This window comes from Undibacterium sp. Di24W, assembly GCF_049340325.1.
Lineage (GTDB): Bacteria > Pseudomonadota > Gammaproteobacteria > Burkholderiales > Burkholderiaceae_D > Undibacterium.
In genome coordinates this window covers 556,370-577,004 of sequence record NZ_JBMPOP010000003.1, presented here as the reverse complement: position 1 = coordinate 577,004, position 20,635 = coordinate 556,370, and the positions used below count along the sequence as shown (strand labels likewise).

The 20,635-nt window shown below is 45.2% G+C and carries 13 protein-coding genes; 3 read left to right on the top strand and 10 right to left on the bottom strand.

The features are described from left to right. Nucleotides 1-23: 23 nt before the first annotated feature. On the bottom strand, nucleotides 24-1,709 hold the full coding sequence (locus ACO0KZ_RS08785) for an MFS transporter (RefSeq protein ID WP_422994777.1): 1,686 nt from the start codon (nucleotides 1,707-1,709) through the stop codon (nucleotides 24-26). A gap of 2,500 nt (nucleotides 1,710-4,209) precedes the next feature. Continuing rightward, nucleotides 4,210-8,364 (bottom strand): ATP-dependent RNA helicase HrpA, encoded by a 4,155-nt coding sequence (gene hrpA, locus ACO0KZ_RS08780; protein ID WP_422994776.1) that lies wholly within the window; start codon nucleotides 8,362-8,364, stop codon nucleotides 4,210-4,212. A gap of 24 nt (nucleotides 8,365-8,388) precedes the next feature. On the opposite strand from hrpA, the gene argA reads away from it, so the two are divergent. Next, on the top strand, nucleotides 8,389-9,699 hold the full coding sequence (gene argA, locus ACO0KZ_RS08775; RefSeq protein ID WP_422994775.1) for an amino-acid N-acetyltransferase: 1,311 nt from the start codon (nucleotides 8,389-8,391) through the stop codon (nucleotides 9,697-9,699). An 86-nt stretch (nucleotides 9,700-9,785) separates the two neighbouring features. Continuing rightward, nucleotides 9,786-10,058: an oxidative damage protection protein gene (locus tag ACO0KZ_RS08770; protein WP_314861109.1), complete on the top strand. Its 273-nt coding sequence runs from the start codon at nucleotides 9,786-9,788 to the stop codon at nucleotides 10,056-10,058. Nucleotides 10,059-10,142: 84 nt separating this feature from the next. On the opposite strand, the gene ACO0KZ_RS08765 is transcribed toward ACO0KZ_RS08770, so the two are convergent. Both ACO0KZ_RS08765 and aceB read right to left on the bottom strand, forming a co-directional pair. Next, a complete protein-coding gene (locus ACO0KZ_RS08765) occupies nucleotides 10,143-11,885 on the bottom strand; it encodes a DUF4214 domain-containing protein (RefSeq protein ID WP_422994774.1) in 1,743 nt (580 codons plus the stop codon). Nucleotides 11,886-12,163: 278 nt separating this feature from the next. Next, nucleotides 12,164-13,750 carry a malate synthase A gene (aceB, locus tag ACO0KZ_RS08760; protein WP_422994773.1) on the bottom strand — a complete coding sequence of 529 codons (1,587 nt, stop codon included), beginning with the start codon at nucleotides 13,748-13,750 and terminating at the stop codon, nucleotides 12,164-12,166. A gap of 431 nt (nucleotides 13,751-14,181) precedes the next feature. On the opposite strand from aceB, the gene ACO0KZ_RS08755 reads away from it, so the two are divergent. Beyond that, nucleotides 14,182-15,090: a LysR family transcriptional regulator gene (locus ACO0KZ_RS08755; RefSeq protein ID WP_422994772.1), complete on the top strand. Its 909-nt coding sequence runs from the start codon at nucleotides 14,182-14,184 to the stop codon at nucleotides 15,088-15,090. A gap of 175 nt (nucleotides 15,091-15,265) precedes the next feature. Here the strand turns inward: ACO0KZ_RS08755 and ACO0KZ_RS08750 are convergent, their stop codons facing one another. From ACO0KZ_RS08750 to rfbG, 6 genes are read right to left on the bottom strand one after another with little or no spacing between them, the layout of a single operon-like run. Continuing rightward, the gene (locus ACO0KZ_RS08750) at nucleotides 15,266-15,883 is read right to left on the bottom strand and encodes a hypothetical protein (RefSeq protein ID WP_422994871.1); all 618 of its coding nucleotides are present in this window, start codon (nucleotides 15,881-15,883) and stop codon (nucleotides 15,266-15,268) included. 34 nt (nucleotides 15,884-15,917) lie between these two features. Further along, on the bottom strand, nucleotides 15,918-16,565 hold the full coding sequence (locus ACO0KZ_RS08745) for a GNAT family N-acetyltransferase (protein ID WP_422994771.1): 648 nt from the start codon (nucleotides 16,563-16,565) through the stop codon (nucleotides 15,918-15,920). Next, nucleotides 16,562-17,692 (bottom strand): DegT/DnrJ/EryC1/StrS family aminotransferase, encoded by a 1,131-nt coding sequence (locus ACO0KZ_RS08740; protein ID WP_422994770.1) that lies wholly within the window; start codon nucleotides 17,690-17,692, stop codon nucleotides 16,562-16,564. Before ACO0KZ_RS08740 ends, ACO0KZ_RS08745 begins: the two co-directional genes overlap by 4 nt. A gap of 37 nt (nucleotides 17,693-17,729) precedes the next feature. After that, on the bottom strand, nucleotides 17,730-18,986 hold the full coding sequence (locus ACO0KZ_RS08735) for a methyltransferase domain-containing protein (RefSeq protein ID WP_422994769.1): 1,257 nt from the start codon (nucleotides 18,984-18,986) through the stop codon (nucleotides 17,730-17,732). After that, nucleotides 18,976-19,548, bottom strand: a complete 573-nt coding sequence (locus ACO0KZ_RS08730; RefSeq protein ID WP_422994870.1) for a dTDP-4-dehydrorhamnose 3,5-epimerase family protein — start codon at nucleotides 19,546-19,548, stop codon at nucleotides 18,976-18,978. The genes ACO0KZ_RS08735 and ACO0KZ_RS08730 overlap by 11 nt, the downstream gene beginning before the upstream one ends. Then, complete coding sequence (rfbG, locus tag ACO0KZ_RS08725) at nucleotides 19,538-20,605, bottom strand: CDP-glucose 4,6-dehydratase (protein WP_422994767.1); 1,068 nt, start codon at nucleotides 20,603-20,605, stop codon at nucleotides 19,538-19,540. The genes ACO0KZ_RS08730 and rfbG overlap by 11 nt, the downstream gene beginning before the upstream one ends. Between the last annotated feature and the right edge of the window lie 30 nt (nucleotides 20,606-20,635).

The following is a 20,635-nucleotide window of genomic DNA, read 5'->3' as shown; positions in this document are numbered from 1 at the left end:
GGACTTAATCTACGCCATATAAATTAGTCGCCTGCATAAATGTCGACATCCTTAGTCTCTTTGACGAAAAGCATACCGATAACGAAGGTCACACTGGCAATGATGATCGGATACCACAAGCCGTTATACATATTGCCGGTTTGGGCGACAATCGCGACGCCAGTGGCAGGTAAAAGTCCACCGAACCAGCCATTGCCGATGTGATAAGGCAAGGACATTGACGTATAACGAATGCGAGTCGGGAACATTTCGACTAACATCGCTGCGATTGGGCCATATACCATGGTGACGTAAATCACCAAAATCGACAGTATCAAAATGACCAAGGGTTTATTAATTCTTTTCGGGTCTGCTTTGGCAGGATACCCGGCAGCAACCAACGCAGACGTCACCGATTTCTCAAATGCTGCCTTCTTAATTTTGGCTTCTGGTGCAGCGAGGCCACTTGATGTGTAGGATTCGATAATCGTATTGCCAATCGCGATTGTGGCGACGCCAGTACCTTCAACAGTTTCGTAACTTCCCGAATTGGCGGCTAAGACCTGTTTGGCGATATCGCATGAAGTCGTGAACTTCGCGACACCTGTCGGATTAAATTGAAATGAACATTCAGCAGGATTCGCAGTAACCACAATCTTGTTCGCCACTTGTGCCGCAGCAAGTGCTGGATTTGCCGCTTCTGTCAATGCCTTAAACAAAGGAAAATAAGTCAAAGCAGCAATCAAACATCCGCCCAAAATGATGGGTTTGCGACCTATCTTATCTGACAAAGCACCAAATACGACAAAAAATGGCGTGCCAAGCACAAGCGACGCAGCGATCATCAAATTCGCCGTCGCATTATCAACTTTTAAGGTATTCGTCAAAAAGAACAAAGCGTAAAACTGACCGGTATACCAAACAACCGCCTGTCCTGCCGTTAAACCAACCAAAGCCAAAATCACGATTTTAAGATTACCCCATTTACCGAAGGACTCCGTCAGCGGTGCTTTAGAAACCTTGCCTTCTGCCTTCATTTTTGCGAAAGCTGGAGATTCATTCATCGTCATCCGAATCCAAACTGAGATGCCGAGCAAAAAGGCTGAGAACAAGAACGGAATGCGCCATCCCCAATCCGCGAAAGCTTCTTCACCTACAATTGTGCGCGATCCAAGGATCACGAGCAATGAGAGAAACAAACCCAATGTTGCCGTGGTCTGAATAAATGAGGTATAGAACCCGCGTCTATTGCGCGGCGCATGTTCTGCCACATAAGTCGCAGCCCCGCCGTATTCACCACCAAGTGCTAAGCCTTGCAGCATACGCAAAGCGATCAGCAGGATCGGTGCCGCGATACCTATCTGCTCAAAGCCTGGTAATAAACCAACGACAAATGTTGCTCCACCCATGAGGACGATGGTGACTAGGAAAGTATATTTACGTCCTATCATGTCACCAAGTCGCCCAAAGACCAACGCGCCAAACGGACGAACAATAAAACCTGCTGCAAATGCCAACAGCGAAAAAATCATCTGTGAATTTGGGTCTAGTGCAGTAAAGAATTTCTTACCGATGATGGCAGCAAGTGTGCCGTAAAGATAAAAGTCATACCACTCAAAAACGGTTCCCAATGAGGATCCAAAAATAACCTTGCGCTCCTCTTTCGTCATATCCGGACTTGCGGTATGTGAGCTACTCACACCCTGATTTAAAACCCCTGAATTACTCATGCTATGTCTCCTTTTAGTTTTTTAGTACTCGGTTTGTCCACCTAATCTCACAAATTTTCATACCGATTTACTAAAAAACGGTCGAATCAATCTGTCGGAAAACCTAGATATTTCGGGGAAAATTGGCGTTTTATCTATCGCCAATCATGTCGTTGAACTAGCGTCTTTTACTTTCTAAGAAAGAGCACAGCACAACAAGATTTCCTCGGTAAAGAGCGCACTTTTTGTATGTGCGTCTCCTTATGACATTGAACTCTAGACGGCAAGTCTTACACTAAACTTACTGGATCGCAGATAGGTCACTGGTTATGGGATGATTACCAGAGACGCCACACTTTTGGAAAGAATCGGCGGAAATCTGGTCGTTAGTCTTTAAAGCGATGACGCTAGATTTACATAATTGCTGTTGTTTAATGGCGTAAGAGAGGATCTTATGTTGAATGCGGCGGTTTGGTTTTTGCTGTTTGGAACGCAAATAGCGCTGCTGCTAATCGCTGGCTAGTGCTGCTTTAAAAACCAAAAACGCCCTCGAATTGAATTTGGCGATTTCATTTTTATTTGTGAATATTTTGAGAGACACAAAAATGTTCGTCAATAGAGTCAGCGTATTGCGCCCTACTTTGGTTGAGTCTCGAGAGCTCCCTTCTCCCGCGAGCGGGAGAAGGGTTGGGGATGAGGGCGCCTGGATGACTGTCAGAGTAATTTGCTTGGATTTGTATTCTTAGGTCTTGAATTCTTGATGTTGAAATGACGACCGCGCATTCTCTGAGTGTGCAGGTCGGGTGTGGCCCGACAGCCAAGCACCTTTTTTGCTTCGCCAAAAAAAGTGCTCCAAAAAAGGCGACCGTAGACTCGCCCTTCGGGTGCTTACGCTTCGCTTCAGCATAATTTGTGCGTGGCAAAAAATAGGGTGTTGTGAAAACTCGCTTCCCTTGCAGGGCGCATCTTCGCTTGCAAGCGAAGACCGTACTCAGGCGATCTGCATGCACATCGAAACCCCTGCTAAACCTCAGACATTAGCAACCCTGATCCCATTTTCTGCCAAGCACAAATTACATCGTCTCAAACGGGGGTAGGTCAAAAGCAAAGTCAAAAACAACGACCTACAACCGCTATTGGAAAACTTAATGCCGTCGTTACTGATTGTTTTGGTGTTGCCGTTGCTTTTGATTTTTTTGACTTTCATCCACTTCTGACACTGCCAATTGTGCGGGACAGAAATGGGATAAAGAGAGTCAGATGTTTGAGCGCAGCGAGTTTCTGACTCTCCCCATTTTTGTCTTGCACAATTGGGAACCCGAAGGGCAGTGGCAGCGTGGTCGCCTTTCTTTGCTTACTTTCTTTGGCGAAGCAAAGAAAGTGAGTAGCCGCGGTCTACCACCGACCTGTGAAAGTTGAGATTGTCTGCAAACGAAAATTTGAGTAAAAATAGGTGACTTAATCACGACAGAAATTGATTATTTCCATGTGAAAAAAGCTGCTCACACTATGGCGCTGAAAATTTTTCTCGCATCAAATCACCATTACGATATTTTCAAAGTTTTAGCGGCGCGGGTTTCACCCGCCCTACATGGCTTACTCTCTTTGGCGAAGCAAAGAAAGTGAGTAGCCGTCGGTCTACCACCGACCTGCGAACATTGAGATTGTTTGCAAGGGAAAAATTGGATAAGTTTGCAAATAATTGGCTATTCCCGCGTAGGGAAAAAAGCTTGTCCACCCTACTTGACTGCGGCTCATTCTCCGCGTTTGCAGGTCGGGTGTGGCCCGACAGCCAAGCACCTTTTTTGCTTCGCCAAAAAAGGTCCTCCAAAAAAGGCGACCGTAGACTCGCCCTTCGGGTGCTTACGCTACGCTTCAGCATAATTTGTGCGTCACAAAAAATGGGAAAGTGTTGAAACTCGCCTGCGGCTCAGACAACAACACTTTCTTATCCATTTTCTGTGACGCACAAATTACATCGTCTCAAACGGGGGCAGGTCAAAAGCAACGACCTACAACTACTATACGAAAAATGATTAACCGTCGATGCTGATTGTTTTGATGTTGGTGCTGCTTTTGACTTTCATCCACTTCTGACACTGCCAATTGTGCAGGACAGAAAATGAATAAAGAAAGCTTCGTTGTCTGAGCGAAGCGAGTTTCGAAGCTTTCCCATTTTTTGTCCTGCACAACTGGGCACCCGCAGGGCAGTGGCAGCGTGGTCGCCTTTCTTTGCTTACTTTCTTTGGCGAAGCAAAGAAAGTGAGTAGCCGTCGGTCAACCACCGAACTGCGAACATTGAGATTGTTTGCAAGCGAAAGCTTGGATACAAATAGGTAATTTGTTTGCGAATAAGATTGACGTTTTTTTCGCGAGCAAAAGAAACTCCCCCCACTGCTGAGCTGAATTGTTTTCTCGCATCAAATTACCGTCACAATATTTTCAAAGTATAAGCGGCGCGGGTTTCACCCGCCCTACATAGCTAAATTTAGACCATCGATTCAACTAAAAAACCCCTTATCTACCGCAGTAAACTCTCCCAAACCTTCTGCAAACGCTTAACCGACACCGGCATAGGCGTCTTCAACTCCTGCGCAAATAAAGACACTCGCAACTCCTCTAACAACCAACGAAACTCAATCAACTTAGGATCAGCATCCACGCCCGATTTGCGCGGCGTGCGTTGCCAAGGCTGTGCGACACTGTTCCAGTCTGCGAGTAATTTCGCATCTCGCGTTGGATCCGCACGTAGTTTGTCCATGCGAACCGTGATTGCTTTGAGATAGCGAGGATAATGCGCTAACTGGGCAAAATCGACTTCAGCGATGAAGCGTTTGGTCACCAAATTTTGCAATTGTTGTTGCATGTCAGCTGCCGCTTGCGCGTGCGCTTTGAGACCTTGTAGCTTTTTCGGCAGGCTGTAGTATTCGGCCAAAATTAAACCTGTCAAACGGGCGATTTCATTGGCTAGTAAATTGAGTCTGGCCTTGCCCTCATCACGGCGTTTGTTAAATTCGCCCGAATTTTTCGGCAACGGCGATTGCATGAAAGCGCGGTCTAAGGCGGTTGTGACGATTTGTTCGCGCAACTCTTCTTGCGAGCCTAGCGACATAAATTGCATACCCATTTGCTGTAAGCCGGGGATGTTTTTTTCTAAGAACTTGACTTGTTCTTTCATCTGCAAAGCAAACAAACGACGTAAGCCAGAATGATGAACGCGCCCTGCTTCATCGGGGTCGTCGAAGACTTCGATGTGGCAGTGGGTTTGTTTATCGACTAAGGCTGGATAGCCGATTAAGGTTTGTTTGCCTTGTTGGACTTCTAGTAATTCTGGGAGTTCATCGAAGGTCCAGGCGGTTAAGTTTTCTTGTTGGATTGCTGGAGACTCTGGATTCCCCCTTGCAGGGCGCGATTGCGCTTGCAAGCGCAATCCGGTTTGCGAGCGGGCAGCATGCTGCCCGAATTCCTCGCCAACCCCTTCGCGGGAATGACGGTCAATATTGTTCGTTGTTGCTAATTGTTTTGAGTTATCTAGCAGAGCCAGTTTATCGGCGCTGGCGATTTTCTGAAAACTCTCACGTGCCTGTGAGCCAAATTCGGCGCGTAGTGTGGCGAGGTTGCGGCCCATTTCTAGCTGGCGTCCGTGTTCATCGATGATTTTAAAATTCATCGTGAGATGCGCTGGGAGCAATTCAAATTTGAAATCGGTGCTCAAACATTGCAGCCCTTTTTGCTCGCGGATATCGGCGATCAAAGTTTCTAAGAAATTACCTTTTCCGAATTCATTCCGTTCACAGAATCCCGCAGCGTAATCGGGCAGTGGTACGCAATGGCGGCGAATTTTTTGTGGCAATGATTTAATCAGCAACTGTACTTTTTCTTTGATCATACCCGGCACTAACCATTCGCAGCGATCACTCGATACTTGATTGAGTGAGAATAAAGGTATCCACAGCGTGACGCCATCACGCGGACTGCCCGGTTCAAAGTGATACGAGAGTTGCAAACCCACGCCTGAGACTTGCATCGTCTTAGGAAACACATCGGTGGTAATACCCGCCGCTTCGTGGCGCATTAATTCGTCTTTGTTCAGATAGAGTAATTTAGGATTGCCCTTGGTCGCTTCTTTATGCCATTGCTCAAACAAGACCGCGTTATACACGTCGGCCGGCAAATGCTTGTCGTAGAACGCAGCGATTAAGTGGTCATCGACCAGCACGTCTTGGCGGCGTGATTTGTGTTCGATATTTTCGATTTCGCGTATGAGTTTTTGGTTGAACGCCAAGAACGGTGCACGAGTATCAAAATCCCCTTCGACCAGAGCATCGCGAATAAATATTTCGCGAGCTTCTTTCGGGTGCGTCAAGCCATACTGTATGCGTCTTTGGCTATACACGACTAAGCCGTATAAAGTCGCGCGTTCAAAGCCTGAAACTTGCCCCGTACGTTTTTCCCAACGTGGTTCACCGTAAGATTTTTTGAGTAAATGACCGCCGACTTTTTCTAGCCACTCGGGTTGTATCTGCGCGAGGCAACGTCCATACAAGCGAGTGGTATCGACCAACTCCGCAGCCATAATCCATTTTCCAGCTTTTTTCGCCAAGTAGGAACCAGGCCAGATATAAAACTTAATAGCGCGTGCGCCTAAGTAATGCGAGTCCTCTTCCGATTTAAATCCGATATTACCGAGCAAACCCGTCAATAAGGCGAGGTGCAATTGTTCATACGTCGCTGGTGCTTCATTGATACGCCAGCCCTGCTCTTTAACGATGGTCAGTAATTGCGAATGCACTTCACGCCATTCACGTAGACGCATTTGGCTTAAGAAGTTACTACGGCAATTGTCTTGTAATTGACGATTAGTTTTTTTGTGCTCAATCGCGTCTTCAAACCATTTCCAGATTTTGAGATACGAGGTGAATTCTGACTTTTCATCCGAAAATTTTTTGTGAGCTAGATCAGCAGCAGTTTGTGCATCCATCGGTCTATCGCGTGGATCTTGCACCGATAAGGCAGCAGCAATAATTAGGACTTCGCTCAAAGCCTGATTATCACGTGCGGCCAAAATCATACGACCTACACGCGGATCTAAAGGCAATTTTGCGAGCTCTTTACCGACCGCGGTCAAATGATTGCTATCATCCATAGCACCCAACTCTTGCAAGAGTTGATAGCCATCAGCAATTGCGCGACCTGGTGGTGGCTCGATAAACGGGAAAGTCTCAACATCCGTAAGGCGCAATGATTTCATCCGCAAAATAACGGCAGCTAAAGACGAACGCAGAATTTCCGGTTCTGTAAATGCTGTGCGTTGCTTGAATTCTTGTTCGTCATACAGACGAATACACACACCAGCCGCGACACGACCACAACGACCGGCGCGTTGATTAGCTGCCGATTGGGCGATGGCTTCGATCTGTAATTGCTCGACTTTATTTTTATAGCTGTAGCGCTTCACGCGCGCCAAACCTGCATCGACCACATAACGTATGCCTGGCACGGTCAAGGAAGTTTCGGCAACATTGGTCGCTAAGACGATGCGACGCGCATTCGAAATCTTGAAGACGCGCTCTTGCTCTTGGGCTGATAGACGGGCAAACAAAGGCAAGATTTCTACATGCGGTGGGTGATGCTTACGCAGAGCTTCCGCCGCATCTCGGATTTCACGCTCACCCGGCAAAAACACCAGCACATCACCTGAACCTAGACGACATAACTCATCCACAGCATCCGTGATCGCGACCATCAGATCACGTTCTTTATCTTTTTCATCTGCTTGAATTGGGCGATAACGCACTTCGACCGGATACAAACGTCCCGATACTTCAATCACAGGCGCCGCTTTACCGTTCTCACCAAAGTGATTCGCAAAGCGTTGTGCGTCAATCGTCGCGGAGGTGATGATCACCTTCAAATCACGACGCTTAGGCAATATCTGTTTCAAGTAGCCAAGCAAGAAATCGATATTCAAACTACGTTCATGCGCTTCGTCGATGATGATGGTGTCGTATTGACGCAAGAGCGGATCGGTCTGTGTTTCAGCCAATAAGATACCGTCGGTCATTAGTTTGACCGATGCACCTTTGGTCAAGGTATCCGTAAAACGAACCTTAAAACCGACGTGCTCGCCCAATGGAGAATTCAATTCTTGCGCGATACGCTTGGCGGTCGATGACGCTGCAATACGACGTGGTTGCGTATGACCGATCAAGCCTTTTAGACCACGCCCTAGTTCCAGACAAATTTTGGGCAACTGCGTGGTTTTACCTGAACCAGTTTCACCACAGACGATGATGACCTGATTTTTTTGCAGCGCTTCAGCTATTTCTTCACGCCTGCCTGAGACGGGTAGTTCTTCGGGATATGTAATGACGGGCGGCGGATTGCGGAAAGGTAGCGCTGGTTCAAATCGTGTTTCTGGCTTTTTTGGCGGCTTAGCTCGTGCTTGTGACTGCTTGCCCGCAGTCGTCTTGGTCACCGACGCAGGTTTATTTCCTGACTGAATAGCATTTTCAGTACTATTTTGTGGCTTCGCAGGTGTACCAGCCTTTTCCTTTTTCGGGAAATTAGCGGTTTTTGCTTGTTGTTGGGCTGCCTGACGCAGGTTATCGCGCAATTGACGTAGGTCTGAAGCGACTTTTTCCGGAGAATTTGTATTTGTTTTGTTAGATGACATAGTACCTGCGATTATAATTCGTCCATGGAAAATTCTGTTCAATTCGTTCACTGGTTGCGCTCGGTCGCACCCTATATTCATGCATTCCGTGGAAAGACCTTTGTGGTCGCCTTTCCTGGAGAACTCGTAGTGGCTGGCGCCCTGCCCGTTTTGGCACAGGATTTATCGCTATTGCATGCACTCGGGATTAAGATTGTTATCGTGCATGGCTCACGTCCTCAGGTTGCCGAGCAACTTGCGTTGCGCAATGTTGAAGGCCGATTTCACAATGGCATACGCATTACCGATACCGCTGCGCTCGAATGTTCCAAAGAGGCTGCTGGTGAATTGCGCCTAGATATTGAGGCGGCCTTTAGTCAAGGTCTGCCGAATACACCCATGGCACATTCGGCCATTCGTATTATTTCAGGCAATTTTGTGACTGCCAAGCCAATTGGTATTGTCGACGGTGTCGATTTCCAATTAACGGGCACTGCACGCAAAGTCGCTTACGACACAATCGACAGAGTGCTCGATGCTGGTAACTTGGTATTACTATCCCCTTTAGGTTTTTCTCCTACAGGTGAGGCTTTTAATCTGACGATGGAAGATGTCGCTGTTTCAGCAGCGAATGCGCTACGTGCCGATAAACTTATCTTCATTTCTGAAACGCCGATGATGGTGGATCAAGATGGCGATGACATGCGCGAGCTATCCTACAAACAAGCAGAGGCGGAATTAGCTGCCAATTATTTGACGCCAGAATCTTCTTTTTATCTTGAACATGCAGTCAAGGCATCTCGTGGCGGCGTGCCACGTATACATATCGTGCCATATAAAATTGATGGTTCCGCCCTACTGGAACTATTTACCCATGATGGCGTCGGCACCATGATTTCTACGGAAAATCTGGAAAGCCTGCGTGAAGCCACCGTCGAAGACGTAGGCGGCATTATTAAACTAATAGAGCCTTTGGAAGCAGATGGTACTCTGGTCAAACGTGGCCGCGAATTGATAGAACGTGAAATCAATTACTTCTCGGTGATTGAACATGATGGTGTCATCTTTGGTTGCGCTGCACTTTACCCTTTCCCTTTCGATAAGGTCGGCGAAATGGCGTGTCTGACAGTTAATCCTGAAGTACAAAGCCAAGGTGACGGCGAGCGCATTTTGAAGCACATGGAAAAACGTGCGCGTCGCGCTGGATTTCACTCACTGTTTGTTCTCACCACGCGCACGGCACATTGGTTCTTAAAGCGTGGTTTTGTGCAAGCGACAGTTGATGATTTACCGAAAGACAGACAAAAAATGTACAACTGGCAGCGTAAGTCTTTAGTCTTAATCAAACAGTTGTAAGCCCAATAGCCGACTTGATTTTAGAATCAAACGTATAATCTCAGTCTTACCACCATAGAATTTGAATTATTAAAGGAGTACCGATTATGGCCCGCATGGTCCACTGCATTAAATTAGACAAAGAAGCCGAAGGTTTAGATTTTCCTACTTACCCAGGTGAATTAGGCAAAAAAATATACGAAAGCGTATCCAAAGAAGCTTGGGCAGCTTGGTTAAAACATCAAACGATGTTGGTCAATGAAAATCGTTTAAATCTTGCAGACACCCGTGCTCGTAAATATCTGGCAACGCAAATGGAGAAGCATTTCTTTGGCGACGGCGCCGATGCTGCGCAAGGTTATGTTCCGCCTGCCGATTAATATTTAGATTTCAATCTAAATTTCTCATAAAAAAAGCGACTCTAAGGTCGCTTTTTTTATGCTTAAACCGATAGAGACATAGGCCTAAACCAAAGTAAAACCGGCATCACTAACACCGATTAGCTTAATCGCAGCTTGGATATCTGTAGCAGTCACTGCGGCCGCAATTGCAACACCTTTAGAATAAGACTCTTCTGGCGTATTGTAATTAATACCTTGTTCTATCGCAAAAAATTTACCTACTGTAAATTTATTGTCCAGTAAGTCAGCGACATATCCATAGTCGGCTTTTCCCTTATATCCGTGAGCCGAATCTAAGATTGATTTAATTAAGGAACCGCGCGTTTGGCTACCACCACCTAAAGCACCAGACCAATAATCCAAACCACCCTGATCCACTTCATTTCTACCCAACACATTCTTGTAAATAATCTTCACAAAATCAACATTACTCATACTATTTGAATAACCAGTCAGTGCCGTAAAACTGGGGCTGACAGCAGCATCATAAAAGGACTTACCAATTTGCTCCAAACTGACACCTGACTTATTCTGGTCTATCCAATAGCTGATACCATCAGCATCTGGGACGCGATTAAAGTACGCAATATATAGCTCCACAATCGATTTTAATGCGCTCGCGTCTATCGTTTTGGATTTATCCCCGACCCCGAGATTAATGCTCATATCGTTAAACTTTAGCGCCTCAATATTTTTCAGCGTATCGACGCCTTCGCCATTTGGTTTTTCAACTGTGAAAGAAGCCGCAGCTTTTTTCACACTAAAAGTGGATCTGTTACCTGAAAACGCCGCAATGTCAAATCCGGCATCTCCATCGATGTTGTTACTACCTTTCCCGCCATTCATTAAGTTATTCGCGGTATTACCTATCAATACATCATCAAATCGAGTGCCGATAACATTTTCGATCAAGGCATCGAATGCCAATGATAAATTATTGATTGCTGGTGTGGTGCCATCAGCCAAAGTTCCAACCGAACTATTCGCGCCGGGTTTCAAATTAATACTAGCGCCAACACTTGTTTGTGATACATCCAAAGTGTCAATGCCACCGGTATCGTTGATAATTTTTAGCACTCGCCCATCTTGGTCGGTCATGGTGTAGAGCGTTGCGTCAGCGTTATACGCTTTGGATCCATACAAATATTTCAGCGCCAGCATATCGTAGGTACCAAAAAAATCCCTGTTCTGAGCCTGTGGCACAGAGTTATATGACATGATAGAAACCCAGGCATTGTCTTCAGAGGTTGCCAGATAATTACCTGCATCTTGGCTTGCTGGCTCACCCGCGTTGTAATTGCCTGGATGGTTTAGACCGATCGCATGGCCAATTTCGTGGACCAAGGTCAAATATTCATAACTACCGGGCAAAAAAGCATCATTCTTGATTTGATTACTTGCCATGTACAAATCGCCGCTACCGTCAACGAATGCGGTACCTGCAGCATTCGGCTGCGGCAAAATAGCGTAACCAGCGGATTTTTCTTGAATATTATTCGCCAGTCGTATCCCTGATTTAATCTCGGTTTCGGCAACCTCAACGAAACTAATATTAATTAATTGAGATAACTGGGCAAAAATTTGTTTAGTCGCCGCAATCTCCGCAGCAGTAAAAGTAGAAAACCCTACTTTGTCTTTATCGGATGCATAACTGGCAGGTGTTTTTAAAAAACTATACTGAACTTGAACAGGAGTTGCTAATGCGCTAGCTGCATTCCAACGAAACGTGACGCTATCAATCAATACATCGATACGATAATCACCAGAAAATGGTCTTGCGATTACGGTCTTTTCTTGAACTGTCATAAAGCCTCCCTAAATAAGTAAGTAATGCTTTTGTGAACGATATTTGCATTGCGCCAAGATATCGTTATAGACTAAATTCGTCAACAAAGAAAGCTGAGTATTAACTGCAAAAAACAACCAGATCTGTGATCAATCAAATTCTCGCTCCTCTTTCGATTCTTAATAAAGAAAAGGAGATTGTCGTATAACAATCCCCCAACAGATTCTCGACATTGACTTTCAAAAGCATCGCGAAAGTAAGATCGTGACCTACACTCCGGTCAAATTCTTTCTACGGTCTAGATTTCCTCATACAAAGGCAACGTCAGGAATTCGGCAAAGTCGTTGGATGTCGACATCTGTTCAAAAATCTGAGCAGCTCTATCGTAAGTCGCCCCATCGCCCACAGCTTGCTTCACTTTTTCCAATTCTTCCGCGATCATTCCGCGCACCATTTCTGCCGTAATCTTACGACCATCTTCCAGTTTGCCTTTGGCAGAACGTATCCATTGCCAAACTTGAGAACGACTGATTTCTGCTGTCGCTGCATCTTCCATTAGATTATGAATCGGCACACAACCGTTGCCTGCTAACCATGCGCCCAGGTAGTGAATGCCGACGTTAATGTTATAACGCAAGCCAGCTTCGGTGATCGGCGTTTCTGGTTGGAAGTTGAGCAAATCTTTCGCTGTCACTTCAACATCTGGTCGCTGTTTGCTGATCTGATTCGGCGCTTCGCCCAAGACTTTTTTAAACTCGCCCATCGCCAGATCGACCAGACCAGGATGAGCAACCCAACCTCCATCGTAGCCATCGGTCGCGTCGCGTGCTTTGTCATTGCGCACGCCACCCATAGCGATATCATTCTTCTCTGGATCGTTCTTGATAGGAATTAGAGCCGCCATGCCACCGATTGCTGGCGCATTCCGTTGGTGGCAAGTCTTTAACAACAATAAGGCATATAAGCGCATGAATGGCGCCGTCATGGTAACTTTGGCGCGGTCTGCTAGGCAAAAATTCTGATCATTTTTGAATTTTTTGATGCAGGAAAAAATATAGTCCCAACGACCCGCATTTAAACCGGAGCTATGTTCACGCAATTCATACAGAATTTCATCCATCTCAAATGCAGCGAGAATAGTTTCTATCAACACCGTCGCTTTAATGGTGCCTTGAGGCAGGCCTAATTCATTTTGTGTCATAACGAAGATGTCATTCCACAAACGGGCTTCCAGGTGCGATTCCATCTTTGGCAAATAAAAGAAAGGTCCAGCGCCTCGAGCAATTTGCTCTTTTGCGTTATGAAACATAAACAAAGCGAAATCGAAAATCCCGCCTGAGATACGCTTGCCATCAACCAGTACATGTTTTTCATCCAAATGCCAGCCACGCGGACGTACCACTAAAGTCGCAATCTTGTCATTGAGCTGATAGCGTTTGCCGTTTTGCTCAAGACTAATAGAGCGGCGTACGGCATCACGCAAGTTGATCTGACCTGTGATTTGATTGTCCCAGTTTGGTGTATTGGAATCTTCAAAATCCGTCATGTAACTATCTGCGCCAGAATTCAGCGCATTGATGATCATCTTACGTTCGACAGGCCCGGTGATTTCAACGCGTCGGCATTCTAAAGCTTTAGGAATAGGTGCGATCTTCCAATCACCACTACGTATGTGTGCAGTTTCAGTCAAGAAATCAGGACGCTCTCCCGCATCCATACGTGCAGCCCGGAGGACTCGTAGGGCCAATAATTGCTGGCGCTGGTTTTCAAAATGACGGCTCAATTTCGCCACCAAACTCAAAGCCTCTGTCGTTAAAATTTGTTCGAAACCCGGTTTAATTGCGCCGGTGATTTGCATACCCTCAGGTAATGTAATTTGTGTCATTGCAGCCTCACTCATAAAAATTATCAAAAAATAAGTAAAAAAACCGGTTCAATCACCGCACTGCACAATTTATTCCTTGTTATTGATTTTTAGCAGCTGCAATGACTGATTTATTCATTTATTCAAAATTTATTTATTAAAATCGAAAAAACATGGCAAATAAAGAATAAATTGAATAGGTGAATCAAAGTATATTCAACATTCTTGTATACATAATGCCTCGTTTTATCACAGTATTCTTGCATTTTAGTTGCAAGTGATCGGTTTTATGCAAATATATAGTTACTATTTATCAAAAGATGAACGCCACTTCAAACTCTTTTGATGTAAGTACTGGGAATTGCAACAAACCATAAAGCTCGTTCAAACACCAATAAAACAGCGCAATAAAGTAAAAATAGCGCGAAAATTCACTCTGGCGGAGATAAAAAATGGATCAATTTAAACAAATTTCAACCTTTGCAGAAGTCGCCACTCGCGGCAGCCTATCCGCTGCAGCGCGGGCTGAAGGCGTTGCACCAGCCATGATAGGTCGGCGACTCGATGCCTTAGAGGAAAGACTCGACGTTAAACTTTTACAACGCACGACACGCAAAATTGCCTTAACCATAGAAGGTGCGGCATTTTTGGAAGACTGCCAGCGCATATTGGCGGAATTAGAGGAAGCAGAAACTTCCGTCTCCGAACGTAGCGCCAAAGCCAGCGGCCAATTAACTATTTCCGCGCCGGGTGGTTTTGGTCGTCAGCACGTGGCACCTTTAATTCCTAACTTTTTGGCTGAGCACAAAGAAGTCAAATTGACTCTGAATTTGAATGACCGAGTCGTTGACCTAATTGGAGAAGGTGTCGATGTCGCGATACGTATTGCGGCACTGACAGACTCCAATCTAATTGGTGTCAAACTGGCGGATAATAAACGCGTAGTGGTCGCCTCACCCGATTACATCAAGCGTCATGGTCGCCCAGTCACTTTGGATGATCTGCACCATCACAATTGTCTGACCTTTAGCAGCGATGGTAGCCAGCGCGGCTGGACCTTCCGCGACAACGGTAAAAACGTTTTACGTAAAGTCGAAGGCAATATGGTGTGTAACGATGGTGCGGTTTTGCATGACTGGGCTTTGTCGGGCAAAGGCCTAGCTTGGCGCTCGATGTGGGAGGTCGGGACTGAAATTGAAGCAGGCAAACTGGTTACCGTGCTGGATGAATTCAATGCGCCAGGCAACGACATTTATGCAATCTTTGCGCAACGCCGGCACTTACCTTTACGGATTCGTGCTTTCGTCGACTTTTTAAGGGCGTCGTATAGCAAACCTAATTACTGGCAGCCTAAAAATTAGATTCACAAGACAGCGAATTGTTTAAGAAAAGTAGTGATTTTTTGATCCCCCGAGAGCTTCAAAATAAAGGTCTCTCGGGGCGAGAAACTACCCTCGAGTCAGACGGGTTCGAATTCAAAGCTGTTTTACAAAATTTCGAATGTGAATCTAGAAATAATCCAGAAGTAAGTGCAAATTAGAAATGTCGAAAGAAATCACCGAGAATATTTTTCGAGCATGGTTTAAATTCCAGCGCACCAGAACTTGATTGAAATACATAGTTATTTGGAACAGTGTCCTTGTTTATTACGCTTACGCCCTGAGCAATTACGCTCCCCGCTTTTACATGACAGTCGCCAATAATTGCAGTGTTGGGATACATGATGACCCCCTCCTCCAGCTTCGGTGCAATGCCATGATTTTTTCCGACGGTGGAATTTTGGTACAAGACCAGATAATTTGCATAGTTGGCTTTTGCCAGAACGATGCCGACCGAATGTCCAATAAAAAATATGTCCGGCATCTCAATTTCGTAAAACAAATCAATCGCATTTAAAGCTTTGTTTAACAAAAAGAGTTTAGTACATACTCGCTTATCGGCACCATCCCGATACATAGTATTTGATAAAAAATACAAAAATGTACAATACTGCGATGAATGTAAGTGATCAAATTGGTCCGGCTTCCATATCTTTACCGCATTGATGCACAAATTCAATCGAACAAGGGCTCGATCCAAATATTTCTCAATTTCAGGGCGACAAGACCTACCATCTGGAAAAAAATGATCTAGTTGATTATCCAAATAGTTCACCAAGCCTGCTCGATCAAACTCCATCAAGTCCAATTTATTTGCCCTCGTAAATCATATAAACCAAACTTGGAACATCGCTTCCTAAACTTTCGTCTTCAAACCAGGTTATATCGTCACCATCTTGCGTAAATCCTAGAGGAACCCGTTTTATCTCACAAAATCCTACTTTCTTGTAGAACTCGAGCGCCGAATTGTCTGAGCGTACCCGAACACCAAGTTTTTTCAAGCCTAATTGTTCGCGCGCCCAACGTAAAGAAGCTTGCAAAGCTATTTTCATCAAACCCGGTGGAGAATTACCGCCACTTACTATAGCGTCTGCTTCTCCATAAGAATTATCCCAATCGATAAAAGCTAATCCAATATGCCCAAGTCGCCCTCCTTTCAGATCTTCCAACATAAACAAAATTTTCCCATCATTTTGATGAACAAATTTAGTCAACCATTCAGCTGTGCGAGCTGGATTTGCATGGAATTCGGTTAAGAAGGATTTGACATATTTATTGCGCCAATCACTTAGTAAAACTAAATCTGTCTCATCTAATTGTCCCTCTGCAGTCGCAATCGGCCGCAAATAAGCTCGTACTGGGGAATCTACGGGCAACACAAGCGACAATTGATTGCAGGCCGCACTAGCCTTAATGACCCGAAGAAGTGCACGCCCATCTGTTAATTTTTGATTCATTTTGAGTGCCTCTGAAAAAAGGCCTTTACTTGATCGGCGACCTCCTTCACTGTTTCAAGCGGTATTTTTGAATAAAGCGGCAATGATAAGATTTCCTTCCCTACTCGGTCTGTAACCGAAAGATCGCCAGCTTTTGCATTTTTCCAAAGACTAAATAAATGGCCTGGTTGCCAGTGAATTCCTGTATCAACGCCATTTGCCTTTAATTCAGCACGCAAATCATCACGAAGTTCTGCTGGAACCCGAATGTAATACAGGAAAGGATTCACCCCCTCAAAATCGGTTTTTGGGGTTCTTACCTGGGGTAGATCTCGCAAAAGTTCATTGTAATAACGAGAGGCTGCTCGTCTCGTTTCTGAAATCACATCGAGTTTTCCCAATTGCGCCAAGCCTATCGCCGCATGCATATTCAACATGTGATAACGAAACCCGACACGCTCAACGTCAAAGGTCCACGCACGTTGGTTCTGATACATCACAGTAGCGGGTTGCTGCATTCCAAGGAGACGAAGTTCGTGAACATATTTCAACTCTTCTTCTGTCTTAACAACGACTGTCCCTCCGTCCAGGCAAGTAATGGTCTTAACGGGATCATGACTAAACACGCAGATATCAGAAAAACTTCCAACCATTTTTCCTTTGTAACTCGATCCGAAGGCATGCGCCGCATCATGAATGATTCGAATTTTATATTTCTCGGCAAATGCCGCAATTGCATCATGATCACTCAATATGCAATCATAATCCATCACAATCATTGCTTTGGTTTTGGGTGTTACCAACTCTGCTGCACGTTCTAGATCGAGCTCCAAAGTATCATCATCACAATCACAAAAAACCATTTCTGCACCAACCCAACCAATTGCTTGAAAATCAGCAGAACAATTGAACGATGCAACAATCACCTCATCGCCAGGTTGAACACCCGCAACCAACAGGGCGATGTGTAATCCAGCAGTCCCGGTACTCACGGCAGCCACATAACGATCTTCAACACCAATTATTTCTTTTACTTTTTGCTCAAACTTGGAAACATAACTTCCCATTCCCAACCATCCTAGCTCCAAAGATTCACGACTCGCATCAATTTCTTCTTGTTCGATTAACGGTTTAAAAACAGGAATCATTTTGTTCTCCTAATTAGCCAAGCAAAAAACTTAGCGGTTATTTGACAACTTCAAAATTTAAATCTGGAATTGCAGTCACAAACTGTATACGACTTGCGATTAATTCTCCCAACTCCAGCTTAAGAGTCTTGATAACTTCGTCTTTTAAGTTCCAAGCCAGAATAAGCAAATAATCTGGGATACATTGATGCAATGCCTCAAGTCCAAGTATTGGTATCCGGCTTCCTGGTAAATATTTACCTTGTTTATGTGGGTTTATATCGACCACATATGAAATTAAATCAGGGCGCACACCAGAAAAATTTAACAAAGTATTGCCCTTTGCAGCAGCAGCATAGGCTGCTACCTGTTTCCCAGCCTTTTTTGCATCTAATAAGAACGCAAGTAAATCAAATTTTGCTTGCTCCGCACGTGCTTGAGCAGCTTCATAGAAATGAATGTCTCGAATACCCGCAAGCTTCTCTTCGTCCAAAATTATTGTTACTTCCGCCGCTATCGGACGGCGACCAGTATCCACGCGTTGGGCCAAGACCCGCAAACTTCCGCCATGGGTCGTCAATTTCTCAACATCGAAGATCCCTAATCCTTGTTTTTCAAAAATAGTGCTTATGGCGGTGAGTGACAAATAGGAATAGTGTTCGTGGTATACCGTATCAAACTGATTGAGACGAACGAGATTCAAAAGGTGTGGAAACTCAAAGCTAGCAACACCATCCGGCTTCAAAATCGTCGAGAAACCAGCAACAAAATCGTTAATATCTGGTACGTGTGCCAATACATTGTTTGCGACGCTCAGATCAACTTGCTTTCCTTCTAAGGCCAAACGTTGAGCCAATGACTGCCCAAAAAAATCTCCAATTATTGTTAAGCCTTTAGCTCTCGCGGCAGTCGCTGTACTGGTAGTTGGCTCGATGCCATAACAAGGTATTAAAGCTGCCTGAGCGTATTGAAGTAAATAGCCATCATTCGCCGCAACTTCTAATATTAAACTGTCTTGTGTAAGATCGAAGCGTTTTTGCATAACTTCAACGAAGTTCTGTGCATGTTGCAACCAAGTACTGGAGAAGGAACTAAAATAGGCATAATCTTCGCTGAACAAATTCTCTCGCCCAGCAAAATCAAGAGTTTGCACCAGCCAACACTGTTCACATACCATGACTTTCAATGGCAACCAAATTTCCTCTTGATCGAGATTTTCGCGCAAGATATAAGCGTTCGAAGGGGGTGCACTTCCTAAGTCCAAAAAAGTCTTCGTCAACACATGATTGCAATGACGGCAGTGGTTATCGTGCATAATCAAAACCTTCAAATTCATTTATTAGAAAGACACGCGATGCATCTTTGTCCGAGATTACGCTTATTGGCAAATCCCATTGAATACTTACTCTAGGATCCAATGGATGCACCCCGAACTCATGCTCAGGCGAAAATATTTGATCATGGCAATACAACATTTCGACATCATCTGTCAGCGTTTGAAACCCATGTACGCACCCAGGAGGAATCAAGAGAGCGTTAGATTCATGTTCACTGAGAATCTCGCCATGCCAAGCTAGGAAAGTAGGCGAACCTTTACGCATATCTACGACAACATCAAAAACGCTGCCGTGTAAACAGCTTACAAGCTTTCGTTCAGAGAATGGCGGGATTTGCATATGCATTCCGCGCAAACTTCCTTTCATCACAGTCTTTGTCTGATTTATCTGCATGACAGGTTTGCTCCAACCCAATTCACTCAGTTCCTGTGCACAAAAAAGGCGTTGAAAATATCCTCTTTGATCCTGATTCACAACCCGCTTAACAATGGATAAACCATTTATGAAGGTCGGCGAACTTTGAAATCGCTTAGGCGTCATTTTCACTGTACGCCTTCCAATCTCTCGAACACAAATATGATGCGTCTGCGCCATCATGAAAGTCCCGATACCAGTTCATTGTTTTGTTCACGGCAGTTGATAAATCCCAGCGTGGCGCAATACCTATCTCGTCTCTCACCAAACTGGTATCCAAGGACAAAAATCCAGCTTCATGCGGTCCATCTATGCTTGACGCGAATTCAACATCACCGAAACCAAAAGCGTTTTGCGCCAACACCATTACATCACGGACACTTGCCACCCCATCTGGACCAATGTTCCACGACCGAGCCATTTTTTCCGGGTGTTGACAGGCTTTTTGCGCCAATATAAGGTATGCGCAAACTGGTTCCAAAACATGCTGCCACGGTCGGACGGCATCTGGCCTTCGAATCTTTACGACTTCACTACGATTCCAAGCGCGCACGGCATCCGGAATTAAACGATCAGCCGACCAATCTCCACCACCAATTACATTGCCAGCACGTGCACTCATCACGCAAACGCCCTGCGCTTGCAGAAAACTTTGTCGGTAACTTGCAATTAAAATTTCTGATGCTGCCTTACTTGCGCTATACGGATCATATCCACCTAGTTCTGCGCTCTCTGCATAGGGTTCGATGCGCTCTAGGTTGCGATAAACTTTATCTGTGGTAACCATTAACGCAACACGAAGTGTTTTCGGCGTTCGCAGCGCATCAAGCACATGAGCTGTTCCCATGAAATTTGTGGCGTAAGTTGTTAAAGGATCTTCATAACTTGGCCGCACCAATGCCTGAGCCGCAAGGTGTAGAACGATCTCGGGGCAAACTGATTCAATCACACTCGCGACCCATTTCGCGTTTCGCAGATCCCCCAAATACTCGGGCATCTTGCCTTGCAATCCTAGTGCACCATATAAATTTGGCTCGGTCGTCGGTGGCAACGCTAATCCCACGACATCAGCACCGAGGGAACGCAAAACTAAAGCCAACCATGCACCTTTAAACCCAGTATGCCCCGTCAATAACACACGCCGTCCAGACCAAAAATCCGCATTGGGTATAGTTTGATTCATCGTATTCACATTTTCCATCGATGGTGCATA

What these genes read in the sequence shown, in the direction of transcription:
- ACO0KZ_RS08755 (WP_422994772.1), top strand. Translation starts at nt 14,182, where the DNA reads ATGGATCAATTTAAACAAATTTCAACCTTTGCAGAAGTCGCCACTCGC.
- ACO0KZ_RS08785 (WP_422994777.1), bottom strand. Translation starts at nt 1,709, where the DNA reads ATGAGTAATTCAGGGGTTTTAAATCAGGGTGTGAGTAGCTCACATACC.
- ACO0KZ_RS08765 (WP_422994774.1), bottom strand. Translation starts at nt 11,885, where the DNA reads ATGACAGTTCAAGAAAAGACCGTAATCGCAAGACCATTTTCTGGTGAT.
- argA (WP_422994775.1), top strand. Translation starts at nt 8,389, where the DNA reads ATGGAAAATTCTGTTCAATTCGTTCACTGGTTGCGCTCGGTCGCACCC.
- ACO0KZ_RS08730 (WP_422994870.1), bottom strand. Translation starts at nt 19,548, where the DNA reads ATGACGCCTAAGCGATTTCAAAGTTCGCCGACCTTCATAAATGGTTTA.
- rfbG (WP_422994767.1), bottom strand. Translation starts at nt 20,605, where the DNA reads ATGAATCAAACTATACCCAATGCGGATTTTTGGTCTGGACGGCGTGTG.
- hrpA (WP_422994776.1), bottom strand. Translation starts at nt 8,364, where the DNA reads ATGTCATCTAACAAAACAAATACAAATTCTCCGGAAAAAGTCGCTTCA.
- aceB (WP_422994773.1), bottom strand. Translation starts at nt 13,750, where the DNA reads ATGACACAAATTACATTACCTGAGGGTATGCAAATCACCGGCGCAATT.
- ACO0KZ_RS08745 (WP_422994771.1), bottom strand. Translation starts at nt 16,565, where the DNA reads ATGAATCAAAAATTAACAGATGGGCGTGCACTTCTTCGGGTCATTAAG.
- ACO0KZ_RS08740 (WP_422994770.1), bottom strand. Translation starts at nt 17,692, where the DNA reads ATGATTCCTGTTTTTAAACCGTTAATCGAACAAGAAGAAATTGATGCG.
- ACO0KZ_RS08770 (WP_314861109.1), top strand. Translation starts at nt 9,786, where the DNA reads ATGGCCCGCATGGTCCACTGCATTAAATTAGACAAAGAAGCCGAAGGT.
- ACO0KZ_RS08735 (WP_422994769.1), bottom strand. Translation starts at nt 18,986, where the DNA reads ATGCACGATAACCACTGCCGTCATTGCAATCATGTGTTGACGAAGACT.